The sequence below is a fragment of the Nocardia caishijiensis NBRC 108228 genome (genome assembly GCF_001612825.1).
Classification (GTDB): domain Bacteria; phylum Actinomycetota; class Actinomycetes; order Mycobacteriales; family Mycobacteriaceae; genus Nocardia; species Nocardia caishijiensis.
Genome location: NZ_BDBE01000016.1, coordinates 59,781 through 76,527, shown reverse-complemented (window position 1 = coordinate 76,527; position 16,747 = coordinate 59,781). Strand labels below are relative to the sequence as shown.

The following is a 16,747-nucleotide window of genomic DNA, read 5'->3' as shown; positions in this document are numbered from 1 at the left end:
GATGAGCACCGAACCGCACGCGATCCAGACCGACGTCCTGGTGGTCGGCGGCGGTCCGGTCGGCATGCTCGTGGCCGCCGAGCTGGCATCGCAGCAGGTCGACGTGGTTGTCGTGGAGTCGCGCACCGACCTCGACCTGCGTCCGCGCGCCGGAACCGTGCACACCCGCACGTTGTCGCTGCTGGCCCGGCGGGGGTACATCCCGTCGGTCCCGGCCGACGCCATCGCCCGTAATCCGGTGGGTGTGCACCGCAGCCCCTTCCAGTTCGCGGCGCAGCCGGTGCTCACACTGAGCGCGCCGAGCGTGGAGCCCGCGCCGATCGCGGGAATCCCGCAGGCCCGGTTGGAGGCGGCGTTCGAGGATCGCGCGCGATCGCTGGGTGCCCGAATCCTGCGTGGGCACAGTGTTGTCCGAGTGGAGGTGGGCGCTTGCGAGGTCACCGCCTGGGCGAGAGCACAACACAGCGGTCGAGCGGAATACGAAGGCGGCAGCGCAGCGCGAAGAGACACGGCCGAAGTCGGCAAAGAGAGCGACCGTCCCGATGCCGCCACCGAAGAATTCGCCGGAGACGACAGCCACCGCGCACCCGGCGCAAGCCACCGTGCCACCAACGACCATCACCGCACCACCGGCGACAGCCACGGTGCCACCGGCGAAATCGATGGTGGCGACGTCGGTGCCGAGACCGGGAGCCGCTTCGGGCTGCGGATTCGGGCGAAGTACGTGGTCGGTGCGGACGGTGCGCGCAGTCTTGTCGCACGCACGGGGAACTTCCCCGCCCAGGTGTACCCCGCGACGATGAATGCCATTGCCGGACTGGCTGTTTCGGATGCGCCTGCCCAGATTCCGCCGGGCTGGAACCCGACGCCGACCGGCTGGACCATGCACAACCCGAACCCCGGCGGCCAGGCACGCATCATCGCGATGGATTTCAGCGGCCCCCTCGAGCACCGCCCCGAACCGACCGAAGCCGAGTACCGGGAACGCCTCGCCTACGTGCTCGGTGCCGAACCGGCGCTGAGCCGGGTCAGCCACCTCACCCGGTTCAGCGACCACGGCCGCTACCGCACCAGCATGTGGGACGGGCGGCTGCTGCTGGCGGGCGATGCCGCCCACAGCCACTACCCACTCGGCGGCCAGGGACTCAACTCCGGCATACAGGATGCCTTCGCCCTCGGCTGGCGGCTCGCCCGCGTCGTCACCGGACGCGCGCGACCCACCGTCCTGGCCGACTACTCCCGCGAACGCGTCGCCCACGCCGCCGCGATCGTCGGCAACACCGTCCTGCAATCGCGGATGATGAACCCCGCGAACCCGCAGGTCCGCGACGCCGTGCTGGCGATGCTCGCGGTGCCCGCCGTGCACGACGGCATCGCCGAACTCATCAGCGGCCAGTTCCAGCCCGGCTTCCAGCACGACCTCGTCCTCACCGAAAATGACGGGCGGGTGAGCACTCTCGCGGAACTGCTGCACGCGGGCCGGTTCGTCGCGATCCGGCCCGACGAACACACCCCCGTCCCCGAGGCTCCCGACGATGCACTGGTCATCACCGCCAAGGTGATCCCGGATCAAACCTGGACCTCGGCGGTGATCCGACCCGACGGCTACCTCGCGTCCGCCCTGTGAGCGGGGCGCCGAGCCGAGACCAGCCGCGACGAACGAACCAGCACGCGAGACCGACTCGCGGCGAACGGATTCCGACCTGCGCGCCCCGCCGCATCGGCCCACCGACTCAGCCGGGCCGACCCCGCCACAGGCGCCGTCCCACCGGAACAACCACCGGACCGGGTCCGCTCCACCCCATGCGCCATCGCGCTGAGGAGACCGCTGGACCGGGCCGCCTTCAGCGCTCGCGCGCAGGATCGGATCGCGGGCCGTGCCTGTGGCTATCCGGCGTCTGTGTGCACAGCTTTCAGCCGGGCGATGGGGGTGCCGTCGCATCATCGGACCTCGCGCAAAGCCCTACGCACGTCGGCGATGGCTTGGTCGGCGTCGCGGAACTGCACGGCAGTCCACCCGGCTTCCCTTGCCGCCGCGCAGTTTTCGGCGAGGTCGTCGACGAGGACACTGTCTCCCGGGGCGACACCGGCGGTCTCCGCGGCGAGGGCGAAGATCTCCGGGTCGGGTTTGCGGAAGCCGACCTTGCACGAATCGATCAGGGCGCTGAGGTGGTCGTCGAGGTCGATCATGGGGCGCCAGTAGGGCTCCCATTCGACGACGTTGTTGCTCAGTACACCGACGCGGACTCCGTCGCCCGCCAGCTCGATGGCGAAATCGCGGACAGCGTGGTTCACCTCGTGCCCGGCGAACCACTGCCTGCCGAAATCCGGTTCACTGCGCGACAGGTCGAGCTCGGGTGCCTTGGCCCGGAGCGCCGCGTGCAGCTTCGCCACCCAGGTGCGTTCGTCGAGCAGGGCCAGTTCGATCGGGGCAAGGGGTGCCAGCCCGTACTGGGCGCCCACCTCGGCGATCGCGTGTTTGAACAGGTCGACGGGGATGCCCGCCACCTGTTCGTAGCGCTGGAACAGGTCGTCGAGAGGTGGGGAGAGCACGCCGCCGAAGTCGAACCAGACGAACGGGGCGCTCACTGGACCATCGTCCTGATATCGGCGGGGCGGAAACGCAGTTCCACGTCACCGGCGGCGATCACGTCGGTGCCCTGGGTGAGGCTCACCCGGGCCCGGGCGCCGTCGCCGTCACCGGTGACGGTGGCGCGGGCGATCGTATCCCGTTCGAATTCCCCGAATTTGGTGAACTCGATGCCGAGCCGGTGCATCACCATCCGGCTGGTGTCCAGGCCGAGAACGGCGTTGGCGGCCGCCATCGCCACCTGCCGGGCCGCCTCGAACTGCAGCATGCCGGGCACATGGTCGAGGGCGTGGTCGAACAGCGACGGATGATCGGTGTCGATGATGGTGAGCGCGGTCAGCTCCTCCCCGGCCAGCACCGGGTTGGCGAGGATGGCGTTGCGCGGGTTGTGCCTGCCCACCGAGCCCGGGCGCATCCGGGCCACCGGCGGCTGGGGCGGAATACTCGGCTCGGCGGGCAGGCCGAGCGATTCGCGCCCACGCACCCGGATCCGGTTCCACACCGGCGCGGGCATCCACTGGTAGACCATGATCTCCCGGGCCGCCTCGTGACCCTCGATCTCGGCGACCATTTCCAGAGTGAGCCCGATGACCTGGCCGTCGCGTCGCTTGTCGGCGACCACGCGCGCTTCGATCACGCAGTGCCCGGGGCACTGGCCGATGCGCAGGGTGTCGGCGTCGGAGATGGTGAAGTCGGCGGACCCGAAGATGAATTTCTCCGAGCGCGCCACCCCGACGAAGGAATGCGCGTAATAGATGGCGACCTGACGGAACACCTCGATCAGCAACAGCGGGTCATAGGTGGTCGCGGTGCCGCGATGATCGCTGAAATACGAATGGTTGCGCGGGAGCTGGGCGGCGAAGATCGCGCCGTCCGACGTGGGTTGGGCGTCGGTGAGGAAGACCTCGGCGATGGATTCGCGGTGCACGAGTCCGCGCGGGATATTGCGGTCGAAGGTGAGGGTGGGGGTGGCGACGGTCATGATCGAGCCTTCCGGGAGAGGGATGCTGGTCAGCGGACAGCGATGTCGTAGGCCCAGCCGTTGACGCTGTTGCGAGGGGCATCGAACAGCGAGGTCGGGTTGTGCACGGTCGCGTCGGCGGCGACGCTGTTGCGGTCGGTGTAGAGCGGAATCGCGACGGCATTGTCGAGAAGATGGGCGGTGATGCGGTTGAACAGTTGTTTGCGCTGTTCGCGATCGGTGGCTTTGGTCGCGTCGACGAGCCACCGGTCCACCTGCGGGTCGGCCAGTTTCGAGCCGCCGACGATGGAGCCGATGGTGATGCCGTCGATCTGTCCGTATTTCAGGTCGGGAGTGGTCGACCCGTAGGCGCGGTTGAACTGCAGCGACAGGTCCAGGCCGCCGACCTGACGGGGGAAGGCCTCGTAGTCGTTGCGGGCAAGCAGGTCGTAGATCTGGGCGTTGTCGACGAATTGCAGTTCCACCTGAACGCCGAGGTTCTGACGCAATTCGGCCTGCCAGGCCTTCAGGAAATCGTCCTCGGGGTAGGTGGGGTTGGTGGCGACCAACCGAACGGTCAACCGCTTGCCGGTGCTGTCGGTGCGGTAGCCCTCGGCGTCGGCTCCGGTCCAACCCGCTTCCGCGAGAAGCGCTTTCGCGGCGTCGAGATCGGGGCCGCCCTTGTTCTCGAACTTCGGGTCGTAGTAGGCGCTGTCCGGAGAGATCAGGCTCCATGCGCGCTGCTGGGTGTCCTTGGTGAGGCTCTTGGTGACAGCGGCGATGTCGACACCCTTGGCGATGGCTCGGCGCACGCGCACATCGGTGGTGGCGCCGTGGGTGAGGTTGAGCATGATGACCCACGGCGAGGCGGCCGAACCGATCTGCTCGTACTGGAAACCGGACACCCCGTCGAACAGACCGATATCGGTGGCCTTCACGGTGCCGATCGCGTTCACCTCACCACTGCGCAGCAGTCCGGCGCGAGTGGCGGCTTCGGGGATGAACTTCACGACCAACTCGTCCACGTAGGCGGCGCCCTGGTGTTTCGCGGTGGCCGGGGCCCAGTTGTAGGCGGTGTTCTTCCGATACCGGAGTTCCTGGCCCTGCACCACTTTGTCGAGCACGAACGGGCCGGAACCGACGAAGCCCGCGCCGCTGGTCAGCGCCTGCTTGTCGGCCTGCAGGCTGCTCGGGGCCACGATGGCGCCGCTGAGCCCGCCGAGGGTGGACAGGAAGTCGGCGCGCGGGGTGCTCAGGCTGATGCGCACCTTGTACGGGTCGAGCACGTCTACCGCGCTCACACTCGAGTACTGCAGCAGACCGAGGACCGTCCAGGACGGGTAGTCGGGGTTGCGCAGGGCGTCGATGTTCGCCTTCACGGCCGCGGCGTCGAACTTCTCGCCGTTGTGGAAGGTGACGTCCTTGCGCAGGGCGAATTCGTAGACCAGGCCGTCGGGCGAAATCGTCCATTCCGTGGCCAGCCAGGGGTGGAACTGTTCGTCACGGTCCTCGGCGATCAAGCTGTCGAAGCTGTTGCGCAGCACCTGGGAGGCGTCGAAGGCCGCGCCGTAGTGCGGGCTCAGACCGCGCGACGGGTAGGTGGGCAGCGCGATGGTGAAGGTGCCGCCCGCCTGCGGCGGGGTGGTCGGTCCACCGCCGCCGCCACCGGGTTCGGGGTCGGCGGCGCAGGCGCTCGCGGCCAGCGCGGTGGCCAACAGCAGCGCGGTGAACAGTCGGGTGAGGCGATTACGCACGCGAGGAGCTTTCTGTGGGAGCCGGGACCGCCAGTCGCGGGACGGCATCGAGCAGGGCTTGGGTATAGGGCGAGGACGGGTGGTGGAAAACCTCGTCGGCCGTGCCTGATTCGACGACCACGCCGTGATTCAGGACGAGCACGCGGTGACAGATCTGCCGGATTACGGCCAGATCGTGCGAGATGAACACGATCGCCACGTCTTCGGAGGCGGCGAGTTCGGCGACGAGGTCGAGGATTTGGGCTTGCACGGAGATGTCGAGGGCCGACACCGGTTCGTCGCAGACGATCAGGCGCGGGCGGGCACCGAGCGCGCGGGCGATATTGACCCGCTGACGTTGCCCGCCGGACAGTTCGCGTGGGTGGCGATCGATGGTGTCGGCGGGCAGGTGCACGGCGTCGAGCAGGCGCAGTACCTCGGCTCGGCGTTCGGCGCGCGGCACACGCAGCGCGACGCTCTCGGCGATGATCTCACCGACCCGGTAGCGCGGGTCGAAGGAACCGACCGAGTCCTGCGCGACCAGGCCCAGCTCACCCGGCTTGCGGGACTTGTGCGTCAAAGGCTCGGTGCCGAAACGCATCTCACCGCGATCGGGCTCGATCAGGCCGGTGACGATCTTGGCCACGGTCGACTTACCCGACCCGGATTCGCCCACCACGCCGAGCACTTCACCCGCGCCGACTTCGAAGGAGATATCGGTGATCGCCGGAACTCCCCGGTACGACTTCGTGAGCCCCGCCGCGGTGAAAACCGGCTCGGTGGCCCGCGCGCGGGCACTGCCGTGCGGTACGGCCGCGAGCAGCGCGCGGGTGTACTCGTGCCGGGGGTGCTCGATGACCTCGCGGGTGGGCCCCGCCTCGACGACCTCGCCTGCCCGCATCACCAGGACGCGATCCGCGATCGAGGCGACGACGGCCAGGTCGTGGCTGACCAGGATCATGGCCCGACCACCCGCGACCTGTTCGGCCAGCAGCTCGAGCACCTGCTTCTGGACCGTCACGTCGAGGGCGGTGGTCGGTTCGTCGGCGATGATCACGTCCGGGCCCGCCGCGAGCGCCGAGGCGATCAGGGCGCGCTGACGTTGTCCGCCGGAGAGCTGAAACGGGCGCTGCCGCTTGCGGACCTGCGGGTCGGCGATGCCGACGGAACGCAGCAGGCCGTCGATGCGGTCGTCGCGCTCGTCGCGCGGGATCGCGCTCAACGATTCGCCGATCTCGTCGGCGATGGTGCGCAACGGGTCGAGCGCGACCAGGGCGTCCTGGAACACCAATCCGACTCGGGCACCGCGTATTCCACGCCACTGCCGTTCGGAGAGGTCGAGGGCCGAGGCGCCGAAGAGATCGAGACGGTCCGCGCTGACCCGGCCACCCGCGAGACCGACCAGGCTGCGAGTGGTCACCGACTTGCCGGACCCGGATTCGCCGACGATGGCCAGGATTTCGCCGCGCCGCAGTTCGAGATCGACGCCACGCACCACCGCACGCCCGTCGAATTCGACGCGCAGGTTCCTGACCTGGATCAGGGTGTCGCTCACAGCTGCGCCCTTCGCTCGAAGCGGTGACCGGCGTAGCGGCCGAGGATGGTCGTCGCGAGGACGACGACGGTGACGGCGGCACCGGGGAAGACGACCGACCACCAGGCGATCCGCAGATCACCGTGCGCTTCGGCCAGCATCGAACCCCATTCCGGCACGGGCGGTTTCGGTCCGAAGCCGAGGAAGCTGAGGGCGGCGGCACCGAGAATGCTCGTGCCGAGTCCGAGAGTCACCACCACCGGCAGCGAACGCAGCGCGTTGGGCAGGATGTGGCGGACCACGATCCGTGCACGCGACCGCGTGAGCAGCCCCGCCTGCGCCACGAACTCGCTGCCACACACCGCCCGGGTCTCGGCCCGCATCACCCGGGCGAACCGAGGAGCGGCGGCGATACCGATCGCGAGGATGAGATTCGCGGTGCCGGTACCGGTGAATGTGATGAGCACCAGGGCGAGCAGGATCTCCGGAAACGCCCCGAGCAGGTCGAACGCCCGCGACGCGATGGCGTCGACGAGCCGATTACCGATACCGGCGATCAATCCGAGCGTCACCCCGATGGCCACCGCCAGTGCCGTCGCGGTCACCCCGATGAACAGTGACAGCTGAGCGCCGTGCACGACGCGGGTGAGCACGTCACGGCCGAGTTGGTCGGTGCCGAAGGGGTGCGCGAGGGAGGGCGGTTCGTGGGCGGCGAGCAGGTCGGTGTGCAGTGGGTCGCTGCCGACCAGCACGTCCGGCGCGAGAGCGGCGATGACGGACAACCCGAGTACGACCACCGAAACCACCACGCCGAACGGCCATTTCGAGATGACGGCGACGATCCGATCCAGCACGCCTCCCCTGCCACCCGACCTCTTCCGATTCGTCGAGGCTCGCGACTTGGAGTCCGCTCCGATGGTCGGCGCCTGCTCGGACGGGCGCCGCACCGATGACACATCGGCAATACCGGCGGGGGCGACCTGGGGCGGCGAGTCCGCGGTGCGATCCCCGTCGTCGGCCACATCTGGTGGTGGAAACACACCGTCGCGCTTGTCCGCGTCCTCGGCGGTCTCCAGGTGCTGACGAGCGTCGCGGTCCGTGTGCCGGGCACCGGCTGTTTCGAGCGCGGGCGCGTAGCGGTCCTGCGCGGACGAACTCTGTGTGGGAACAACGGCTTTCAGGTGGGCGGGTGTGGTGTCGGTCATGCGATCGGCTCCTGGAGGCGGGGGTCGATCCACAGGTAGGCGAGGTCTACGAGGACCGTGACGGTGAGGTAGATGGCGGCGGTGAGCAGGGCGACGCCGAGGACTACCGGCACATCCGAATGGGTGACGGCGGCGATGGTCTCCCGGCCGATACCGGCCCGGCCGAACACCTCCTCGATCACGACCGTCCCGGTGAGCAGCCCGCTCACCGCCCAGCCCGCCAGCGTGGCAGCGGGGATCAGCGAATGCCGCAGCCCGTGTCGCACCCGCAACCGGGTGGCACTGATGCCGCGCGACCGGGCGGTGAGTGCGAACGGCTGTTCCAGCGCGCGCTCGATCCCCTCCCGCATCACCTGCGCGAGGACAGCGGCGATCGGCAGAGCCAGGGTGACGGCGGGCAGGATGAGCCGCTGGAATTCGTTGCCCGCGGTCACCGGAAGAACTTTGAGCGTGAACGCGAACACCCAGATCAGCACCAGACCGGTCCAGAACGGGGGCGCCGAGGCCACGATCACCTCCAGCGTGGCGGTCGCCCGGCTGAACACGTCACGCCGCCCCGCCGTGAACACGGCGAGCAACGGCGCGAGCACCACCGCGATCAGGAGCGCGAACCCTGCCAGCTGCGCACTGGTCACCAGCTGCTCGCCGAACAGGATGTCGGCCACGGGTTCACCGCGCACATACGAATAGCCGAGATCCCCGTGCGACAGCCGACCAAGATGCAGGCCGTACTGCACGATCAACGGACGATCCAGCCCCCAGTCCCGTTCGATCCGCTCCCGCAGGGCCGGATCACTGGACTCGCCCATGATCGCGGTCACCGGGTCACCTGGTGCTACATGTACCGCGAGGAAAGCCAAAGTGACTGCTGCCCACATCATTCCGGCGGCCGACAGGAGGACCCCGACTATGCGCCGAGCCACGATCTGCGCTCTGTTCGCCGAGCCACGGCTCCCAGACGAAGTGAAACCCGCACGCCATCGCGCGGCTGCCCCGTTGGTCGGCCCCGCATCCTGGTGATTCGGCGTGGTATCCGGAGACGTCGACGCGACCGGCATCGACTCGGTCGCGCGCGCTGCATGTGGTGCCGCAACCACTGGTGCTGCCGTCGCATCCTCGGAGGTGCGATGTGTCACCGTCGATGAAACCGTGTTTCCCCGCAACGACTCGGTGTTCGATCGTGTCGTCATGAGGTCAGCTCCCCGGCATCGGCAGGGTTGTGCACCGGGGCGCCGACGAGACTGCCCCATTCGGTCCACGAGCCGTCGTAGACACGGACGCGGTGGTCGCCGAGTAGGTCGGTGAAGATCAGCCAGCCGAGTGCGGCTCGGTGGGAGAGACGGCAGTAGGCGACGATGTCATCGGCGTCGGCGATGCCGAGTTCGGCTATGCGCGCCGCGATTTCGTCGGTCGGTCGGAGCAGGCCCGCAGAGTCGAGCAGGTCTTGTGCGGGCAGGTTCAGCGCTGCGGGGATGTGTCCGTGCCGCTCGGCCCCGTGGTCGACCGGCTCCGACGACGGTGAAACGCGGAGTCCCGCGAACTCTTCGGGAGAGCGCAGGTCTAGCAGCACGGTCGGCGAGTCGATCGCGGCGCGAACCTGCTCCCGGCCCACGACCACCTCGGCGAACCGCGGCACCGTCAGGGGAAGCGGTGTGCGCGAGACGTCGGCTGTTCGAGAAGCATTTTCCTCGCTCGCAACGTCCAGTGCCCACCGCTGACCGGTGGCATCGGCACCCACTCGGTTGCTGCTACCAGCGCCGACAGACCGATCACTGCCGATCACCGGCTCGTCGTGCGGCCATGCGGCGGTGCCTCCATCGAGGTAGCGCAGGTCGCCGCCGATCCCGACGGCGGTGGCGACCCAGAGTGCGTAGGCCGCGAATTGCGGTGGGTCCCCGGCGAAGACGAGCGGGGCGTCGGCGTGGGCGCCCAGTGACTGAAGACGGTCGGCCAGCTCACGAGCGGTAGGGAACTGTCGACGGGACCGGTCCCAGAGGAGGTCTTTCCAGTAGACCGTTCGAGCACCCGGGATGGCGGCGAGCCCATGACCATTGGTCACCTCGATGACGACGGCGTCCGCACGGCGGTCCCGCACCCACTGCGCGTCGACGATCCGGCTTGGCACGGCCGACCTCCCATCTTCCGGGTTCCGACGACCCGGCGGGGAGAAACATAAGTCGGCCAAACCCCCACGGGAACACAAAAAGTCAGGCGGACTCCAAATATGTGTTCCCACACTCGGACTACATATTCTCGGCCGGTCGAACACACCGAATCGGTGAAAGGACCCCGATGCCCGGCGACCGTGCCGCCCACCTCGTCTCCGCAGCCGACCTGCGCGATGCCCCGCCCGCGCGGCTCGTGCTGCTCGATGTCCGCACGGCCGGGGAGCGCGCGAACTACCAGCGCGAACACCTCCCCGGCGCGCGGTTCGCCGATGTCGACGCCGATCTGTCCGGTACACCGACCGCCGACTCCGGCGCCCGCCCCCTGCCGGACACGGATCACCTCACGGAATCGCTGCGCCGCTGGGGCATTCACTCCGACAGCGCGGTGGTGGTCTACGACGACGCCCGCTCAGTCGCTGCCGCGCGCGCGTGGTGGGTGCTGCGCTGGGCCGGTCTGACCGACGTCCGCATCCTCGACGGCGGACTACGCGCCTGGCATGCGGCAGGCGGTCGACTCACCTCGGGTCGGCCCGAAGAGCCGCCGCGAACAGGTGACGGCCAGAACGACACTCGCGGGAACGATAGAGTCCACGAACCCAACACGTCCGGCCTGCCCGGAGCACGTGCCACACCTGCCACCTCACGCACCCTTGGCCTGACCGGCACTTCACGTACACAAGACCCATCCCGCACGCCCGGCACGTCCGGTGCGCTCAACGTACCCAGCACGTCCGGGACGTTCGACGCACCAAATCCATCCGGCACGCGCGGCACGTCTGACGCATCAGATGCATCCGGCACACCCGTCAGGTCAGGTCACTCGGACACTGCCATCGCACGGCCAGGCTCGCTACCAACGGTCGAAACCTCGACTGTCGCTGAACTTCCCGGACGCGGCATACTCCTCGACGCCCGTCCACGGACCCACTTTCACGGCGGGGGCGAGTATCCGGGGCATATTCCCGGCGCCATCAGCGCCCCGGTCTTCGACGACTTCGACGGCGACGGACTGCTTCTCGACGAGGCCACCCTGCGTGCCCGCTACCGCCGCCTCGGTGTCGACGCCGGAACCCCGGCCGCCAGCTACTGCGGCAGCGCGATGGCGGCGGCTCTACAGGTGTTCGTGTTGGCGACACTCGGCATCGAGATCGCCATCTATCCCGGCTCCCTGTCGCAGTGGGTCGCCGATCCCGCCCGTCCGCTCGCAACGGAACCCTCTGTCGCCCTCTCGAATTCCTAGGAACCCTCATGCCGAGACATGTCATTCTCAACGCGAATCTCATTCCCGGCGGCGCCATCGGCAGCCCGTGGCGCCGCGCACCGGAACCGGCTGCCCATTTCGTCGAGATCGAGCACTACCTCGACGTGGCGCGCACCGCCGAGCGAGGCCTGCTCGACGCGGTGTTCCTCGCCGATTCCCCGGATATCCAGGCCAAGGACTGGACCGCGCCGAGCCGTCTGCTCGAACCGTTCATCGCCCATGCCGTGCTCGCCGCGCACACCAGCCACATCGGCGTGATCGTCACCGCGACCACCTCCTACAACGATCCCTACAACCTGGCCCGCTCGTTCGCCGCGCTCTCGTCGGTGTCGGGCGGGCGGGTCGGCTGGAACTTCGTGGTCACCGGCGGTGACAATGCCGCCCGCAACTACTCCCTCGACCGAGCGCTACCGAAGGCCGAAAGGTACGCCAGGGCCGCCGAATTCCTCGAGGTCGTCACGGCGCTGTGGGATTCGGTCCCGGCGAACGCACTCGTCGGTGACAAGGCGACCGGTCGCTACCTCGATCCCGAGGTGGTCCGTCCGATCGACCATGTCGGCAAGTTCTTCCGGGTGGCGGGCCCACTGAAGTCGCCGCCGCTGACGCACGGCAAACCGGTGCTGATCCAGGCGGGCGCGTCGAGCCACGGCGTCGAACTCGGCGCACGGACCGCCGACGCCATCTACTCCGCCCACGTCGACCCCGTGTCCGCCGCCGCGCGCCGAACCGAACTGCGACAGCACGCCGCGGCAGCCGGTCGCGACCCGGACAGCGTGAAGCTACTGCCGGGCCTGATCGTCGTTCTCGCCGACACCGAAACCGCCGCGCGGCAGCGCGAGCTAGACCTCATCGACCTGATCCCCGACGACGTGCAGCTGACCAATCTGGCCGATCGTCTCGGCCTCTCCCCCGACGACCTCGACCTGAGCGCCCCGTTTCCCTGGCACAAGGTCCCCGACGAGAACAGCGACGCGGGCTCCCGCGGACAACGCGCGGTGCTGCTCGACAACGTGCGCGCGTCCGGCGCCGACACCCGCGGCGCGGCACGGCTTCTCGCCTCCGGCAGCGTCCACGCGAAGGTCGTCGGCACACCGGAGCAGGTGGCCGACTTCATCACCGAGTGGTTCACCCGGGGAGCGAGCGACGGGTTCAACATCATGCTCGACGAATTGCCCAGCGGGCTCGAACTTTTCGTCGACCAGGTGGTGCCGATCCTGCAATCGCGCGGGCTCTTTCGCACGGAGTACGAAACCACCACGTTGAGAGGGCATTACGGCCTGTGAATCGCGCATTGTTCGTCCAATTACGCAGTGGTCCACCAGCGGCCGAGGTCTATCGGCGGACCATCGAGATCACGGTGCGCGCCGAACAGCTCGGTTTCGGCACCGTCTGGTTCGCCACCCGGCACTTCGAGGCCCATCACGCGGCGCTACCGTCGGTTTTCCCGTTCGTGGCCGCCGCAGCCCAGCACACGCGGCACATCCGGCTCGGAACCGGCGTGGTGACAGTGCCTTTCGAGCATCCCGTTCGACTGGCCGAAGACGCGGCGGTCACCGACGCGCTCAGCGATGGACGCCTCGAACTCGGGCTCGGAAAGGGCCTGGGTTTCGGACATTCGGCCACCAGCTACGCGGGCTTCGGCGTGTCCGACGCGGAACGGGAGACGATCTACACCCAGCGAGTAGGCGAGATACACCGGCTCCTCGAGAGCGGCCGGGTCGGCGAAGAGATCGCCCTCTACCCACCGCCCAGTGGCCTGCGCTCGCGCATCTGGCAGTCGACTGGAAACATCGATACGGCCCGCCGAATCGCCCGAGCAGGTGACGGCCTGCTGCCACACGGTAATTCGCAGGCTCGAGCCGGCGGAAGTGTCACCGAACTGGTCGACGCATATCTCGCCGAGTGCCGGACGACGCCGCGAATCGGGGTGAGCGCGGCAGTACTCCCCGGCGACAGCGAACGTGATTCCCTCGCGCTCCTCGAAACCGATATCGCGCTGAGCCCGCGCTATTACTCCGAGCCGGTCGACCTACATAAATACCTGGTAGACAACAAGATCAGCATCGGCAAGGTCGACCAGATCGCGTCCCGACTCGCCGAGGACCCGGACCGGCCCGCCGCCACCGACGTGCTCTACTACGTCCCGCTCGCCGTCCACCACCCCCGTTACCTCGACGTGCTGGCACGCGTCGCGACCCTGTCACCGAGCCAGGCGTTCACGACAGCCTGAGACGGCGTCCGCACAGGTCAGTCGAGGAATTCGCGGTGGGTCGATGCCGCCGCGTCCGCCAGCAGCGCGGCTAGTTCGGCGAGCCGTCGCGGGTCGTCGGGCAATTGGGGAACGGCCACCCGGATCGCGGCGCGCGCAGGCGCGACATGCGAACGCGTGGCCGACCCGACGACGATCCCGTGTCGTGCGCAGCGGAGCAGCGCACCTTGTTCGTCGGCGACTTCGACCCACACCACCAGGCTGTTCGTCCCGGCCTCGGCGGCAACCCCGCGTGCGGCCAGCGCCGCGATCAGACCTGCCCGCCGCGCGGCATAGCGTTCGCGGGCGGTGGCGATGAGCGCGGCCGCACCCGGATCGGTGATCAAGTGCGCCAAGGCGTTCTGCAGGATCCGGCTGTTCGCGGCGATACCGTGCACCCTGGCCCGGATGGCCCGGTCGACGAGTTCGGCACTGCCACCGATCACGCAGGTCCGGATATCCATCCCGAAGGCCTTGCAGTAGCTGCGCACTCGCACACAGCGTTCCGGGTACCAGCTCCCCAGGGACGGTGCCTGCGCCGCGGCGAGCGGTCCGACCGCGTCGTCCTCGACGATCCACGGCTCCGCCTCCGCCACCGCGAACACCTCGGCCAGGTCCCCGGCCCGAGACGACGAGAGCACACCACCGGTCGCGTACGCGCCTTCGGGCTGCAACACCACCACCGCCGGATTCCGGCGCAAGGCTTCGGCCAGCGAATCCGGCAGTGCCCCTTGCTCGTCGGCGGCGATCCCGACCACCCGATAGCCGACCTCGGTCAACGTATCCAGGAACCCGGGCATCACCGGCTCCTCCACCGCGACGAGCGCGCCGTCCGGGGCCGCCGCGGCCACGGCGAGAAACAAACCCTCCGAGCCGCCACCCGCCGCGACGAACGCCTCGGCGGGGAAGGGCCAGCCGTCGCAGACCGCCGCGCGCAAACGGTCGGTGATGTAGTCGCGGCCGGGACGGTTCAGGTCGTCGGTGTGCAGCCCGGCGAGCATCGCGGGCGCCAGGTCGGGCTGCAGGGCGTAATCGGGGCTGCCGGTGAGCAGGTCGCGCTCGGCGAGGGGGCGTCCCAGCGGCATTCCCCCGGCCGCGGCCACCACGGTGCCGCCCCGGCGATTGGTGGCGATGAGTCCCTCTTTGCGCAGCTCGCCCCAGGCGGCGACAACCGTGCGGGTACTCAGACCGCAGTGCTGGGCCAGCTCGCGGATGGTCGGCAGTCGGATGCCTTCGGCGAGGGAGCCGTCGCGGATGAGCCGCGCCGTCACCGCCCGCACCGATTCGGATGTGTGCGAGGCGTCGGCCGCCAACGCACGCACGAGCACCGCCGAACCCGGGTCGGTCACCGATTCTCCATTCGTCGCATATGGACCAGTATGACGAATATATGTATTCAGCGAACCGGTTTTGTTCCCGCGCGATTCGATCGTCTGTGTTCGCGGCTCAGCGGTCGCGTAGCCACTTCTCGACGGCGTCGACGGTGGAGTCCGGGTTGGTGATCCACCCGTTGTGCCCCAGCGGTTCCGGCTCGAACCGGCGGGTGACCTCGGCGGCGGGCATCTTGCTCAGCAGATGGTCGGCGGAGGTCTGCGGGGTCATCTCGTCGCCCTCGATGGTGATCGACAGCACCGGGAACTTCAGCCGCGCGACGCGTTCCTCGTAATCGATATCGGCACCGACCGGAACGAAGCGGCCGGTCCGAGCCAGGCGGGCCCAGTCCGACATGAGCACCTTGGACTGGCGGCCGTATGCCCGCTTGCCCAGCATGTCACCCGGCCAGAAACCGGCGAGATTCGACGCGACCGCCACCGCGGCCGTGCCGACGAGCACCCCGGGGCCGAGCACACCCCGGTAGCCGCGGTAATACGGTGTGCCGGAGGCGATCAGGATCAGTCCGCCGAGCCTGCCGCGCACCCGGGCCGCGTACAGCACCGACAGCTGGCCGCCCATACTGTGCCCGAGCAGGTACGGGGTGCTGCTGGGGAAACGGTGACGCACCACCTGCAGCATCGCCGGGAAATCCACGGCGACCAATTCGTGGTAGCCGTACGTGCTTTCGGCGCCGGGACGATGGGTGCTACCGCCCTGACCACGCAATTCACCGATGGCGACATCGAATCCGCGCCCGGCCAACTGGTGCCCGAAGTACTCGTAGAACTCGCCGGGCACGGCGAGACCGGGCACGATCACGACCGCCGGGCGCGGGGCGTCGGGGGTCACCGGATGACGGTGCGGCCCGTGGGCGGAAATCAGCCGCACGGGCAGGGTGGTGCCGTCGGGCACCTGGATCGGGACGGTCTCGACCCGCGCCATCAAGCCCCGACCGCGCCGAGGATCACCCGGCTCAGCACCTGGATCACATCGTCGAGCGGCGGCCGCGGATCGGCACCGCTCCAGCCGTCGACCACATAGTTCACCGCGCCGATGATGGCGAGCACGCGCAACTCGTAATCGCCCGGGGGGATCTCGCCGTGCATGGCCGCGTCCTCGGCGGCACCGGCCAGCAACGAACCCCACACGCGGCGTAGCTCGAGGCGGAACTTCTCGACCTTGGGTCCGGCACCGACCACCTCGACCAGCGCCACCCGCGCCTTGCGCGGATCGGTGCCGATGGTCTCGACGTACGCGCGGACCGCCGCGTCGATCTGGTCGATCGCGCTCGCGTCGCTCTTGGCCTCGAGGGCCGCGGCCACCGCCTCGCGGGATTCGCGGTCGATCTGCTCGTACAGTTCGAGCAGCAGCGATTCGCGACCGGTGAACTCCTCGTAGAACTGCCGCGACGACAGTCCGGCGTCCTTACAGATGGCACCGACCGAACTGTTGGCGTACCCGTCGCGCGCGAAGACCGTCAGGCCTGACTCCAGAAAACGCGCACGCCGCTGGCGTTGCCGGTCCTCTACGGGCTGCCCGGCATACATTCGTCCCGTATTCGCATCCTGTGACATTGTCGCTGACAATACCGAAGGGCCCGATCCCCTCGTCATGGATCGGGCCCAACGACAGCTCTCCCGGCTTACCGCGCGTTAGCCGGAAGTTCGCTCCAG

General features: G+C 68.7%; 14 protein-coding genes. 4 read left to right on the top strand and 10 right to left on the bottom strand.

The window, feature by feature from the left end:
• Position 1 precedes the first annotated feature (1 nt).
• Entirely contained in the window at positions 2 to 1,627 is a 1,626-nt protein-coding gene (locus tag NC7_RS04435; protein ID WP_067979150.1) for an FAD-dependent monooxygenase, read from the top strand.
• 314 nt (positions 1,628 to 1,941) lie between these two features.
• On the opposite strand, the gene NC7_RS04430 is transcribed toward NC7_RS04435, so the two are convergent.
• The 7 genes from NC7_RS04430 to NC7_RS04400 form a co-directional block, all read right to left on the bottom strand.
• Positions 1,942 to 2,589 (bottom strand): HAD family hydrolase, encoded by a 648-nt coding sequence (locus NC7_RS04430; RefSeq protein WP_067979147.1) that lies wholly within the window; start codon positions 2,587 to 2,589, stop codon positions 1,942 to 1,944.
• The gene (locus tag NC7_RS04425) at positions 2,586 to 3,572 is read right to left on the bottom strand and encodes an AfsA-related hotdog domain-containing protein (protein ID WP_067979144.1); all 987 of its coding nucleotides are present in this window, start codon (positions 3,570 to 3,572) and stop codon (positions 2,586 to 2,588) included. Before NC7_RS04425 ends, NC7_RS04430 begins: the two co-directional genes overlap by 4 nt.
• Before the next feature lie 29 nt (positions 3,573 to 3,601).
• Positions 3,602 to 5,305, bottom strand: a complete 1,704-nt coding sequence (locus NC7_RS04420) for an ABC transporter substrate-binding protein (RefSeq protein ID WP_067979141.1) — start codon at positions 5,303 to 5,305, stop codon at positions 3,602 to 3,604.
• Positions 5,298 to 6,839 (bottom strand): ATP-binding cassette domain-containing protein, encoded by a 1,542-nt coding sequence (locus tag NC7_RS04415; RefSeq protein ID WP_067979137.1) that lies wholly within the window; start codon positions 6,837 to 6,839, stop codon positions 5,298 to 5,300. The genes NC7_RS04420 and NC7_RS04415 overlap by 8 nt, the downstream gene beginning before the upstream one ends.
• The gene (locus NC7_RS04410; protein WP_084457932.1) at positions 6,836 to 8,023 is read right to left on the bottom strand and encodes an ABC transporter permease; all 1,188 of its coding nucleotides are present in this window, start codon (positions 8,021 to 8,023) and stop codon (positions 6,836 to 6,838) included. Before NC7_RS04410 ends, NC7_RS04415 begins: the two co-directional genes overlap by 4 nt.
• Entirely contained in the window at positions 8,020 to 8,844 is an 825-nt protein-coding gene (locus tag NC7_RS04405; protein WP_236573127.1) for an ABC transporter permease, read from the bottom strand. Before NC7_RS04405 ends, NC7_RS04410 begins: the two co-directional genes overlap by 4 nt.
• 365 nt (positions 8,845 to 9,209) lie before the next feature.
• The gene (locus NC7_RS04400) at positions 9,210 to 10,148 is read right to left on the bottom strand and encodes a sulfurtransferase (protein WP_067979134.1); all 939 of its coding nucleotides are present in this window, start codon (positions 10,146 to 10,148) and stop codon (positions 9,210 to 9,212) included.
• Positions 10,149 to 10,315: 167 nt separating this feature from the next.
• Here NC7_RS04400 and NC7_RS04395 point away from each other — a divergent pair, with 167 nt between their 5' ends.
• From NC7_RS04395 to NC7_RS04385, 3 genes are read left to right on the top strand one after another with little or no spacing between them, the layout of a single operon-like run.
• A complete protein-coding gene (locus tag NC7_RS04395) occupies positions 10,316 to 11,431 on the top strand; it encodes a sulfurtransferase (RefSeq protein ID WP_067979131.1) in 1,116 nt (371 codons plus the stop codon).
• Positions 11,432 to 11,439: 8 nt separating this feature from the next.
• On the top strand, positions 11,440 to 12,735 hold the full coding sequence (locus tag NC7_RS04390) for an NtaA/DmoA family FMN-dependent monooxygenase (RefSeq protein ID WP_067979128.1): 1,296 nt from the start codon (positions 11,440 to 11,442) through the stop codon (positions 12,733 to 12,735).
• Positions 12,732 to 13,682 (top strand): LLM class flavin-dependent oxidoreductase, encoded by a 951-nt coding sequence (locus tag NC7_RS04385; RefSeq protein WP_067979126.1) that lies wholly within the window; start codon positions 12,732 to 12,734, stop codon positions 13,680 to 13,682. The genes NC7_RS04390 and NC7_RS04385 overlap by 4 nt, the downstream gene beginning before the upstream one ends.
• A 17-nt stretch (positions 13,683 to 13,699) precedes the next feature.
• On the opposite strand, the gene NC7_RS04380 is transcribed toward NC7_RS04385, so the two are convergent.
• The 3 genes from NC7_RS04380 to NC7_RS04370 form a co-directional block, all read right to left on the bottom strand.
• Entirely contained in the window at positions 13,700 to 15,049 is a 1,350-nt protein-coding gene (locus NC7_RS04380) for an aminotransferase class I/II-fold pyridoxal phosphate-dependent enzyme (protein WP_067979123.1), read from the bottom strand.
• Positions 15,050 to 15,146: 97 nt separating this feature from the next.
• Positions 15,147 to 16,016 (bottom strand): alpha/beta hydrolase family protein, encoded by an 870-nt coding sequence (locus NC7_RS04375; RefSeq protein WP_067979119.1) that lies wholly within the window; start codon positions 16,014 to 16,016, stop codon positions 15,147 to 15,149.
• Positions 16,016 to 16,648 carry a TetR/AcrR family transcriptional regulator gene (locus tag NC7_RS04370; protein WP_236573129.1) on the bottom strand — a complete coding sequence of 211 codons (633 nt, stop codon included), beginning with the start codon at positions 16,646 to 16,648 and terminating at the stop codon, positions 16,016 to 16,018. Before NC7_RS04370 ends, NC7_RS04375 begins: the two co-directional genes overlap by 1 nt.
• Positions 16,649 to 16,747: the final 99 nt, after the last annotated feature.

Bases quoted from the DNA above. Each gene is read 5' to 3' on its own strand.
- NC7_RS04395 (WP_067979131.1), top strand. From the start codon at position 10,316: ATGCCCGGCGACCGTGCCGCCCACCTCGTCTCCGCAGCCGACCTGCGC.
- NC7_RS04410 (WP_084457932.1), bottom strand. From the start codon at position 8,023: ATGACCGACACCACACCCGCCCACCTGAAAGCCGTTGTTCCCACACAG.
- NC7_RS04375 (WP_067979119.1), bottom strand. From the start codon at position 16,016: ATGGCGCGGGTCGAGACCGTCCCGATCCAGGTGCCCGACGGCACCACC.
- NC7_RS04390 (WP_067979128.1), top strand. From the start codon at position 11,440: ATGCCGAGACATGTCATTCTCAACGCGAATCTCATTCCCGGCGGCGCC.
- NC7_RS04435 (WP_067979150.1), top strand. From the start codon at position 2: ATGAGCACCGAACCGCACGCGATCCAGACCGACGTCCTGGTGGTCGGC.
- NC7_RS04425 (WP_067979144.1), bottom strand. From the start codon at position 3,572: ATGACCGTCGCCACCCCCACCCTCACCTTCGACCGCAATATCCCGCGC.
- NC7_RS04370 (WP_236573129.1), bottom strand. From the start codon at position 16,648: ATGTCACAGGATGCGAATACGGGACGAATGTATGCCGGGCAGCCCGTA.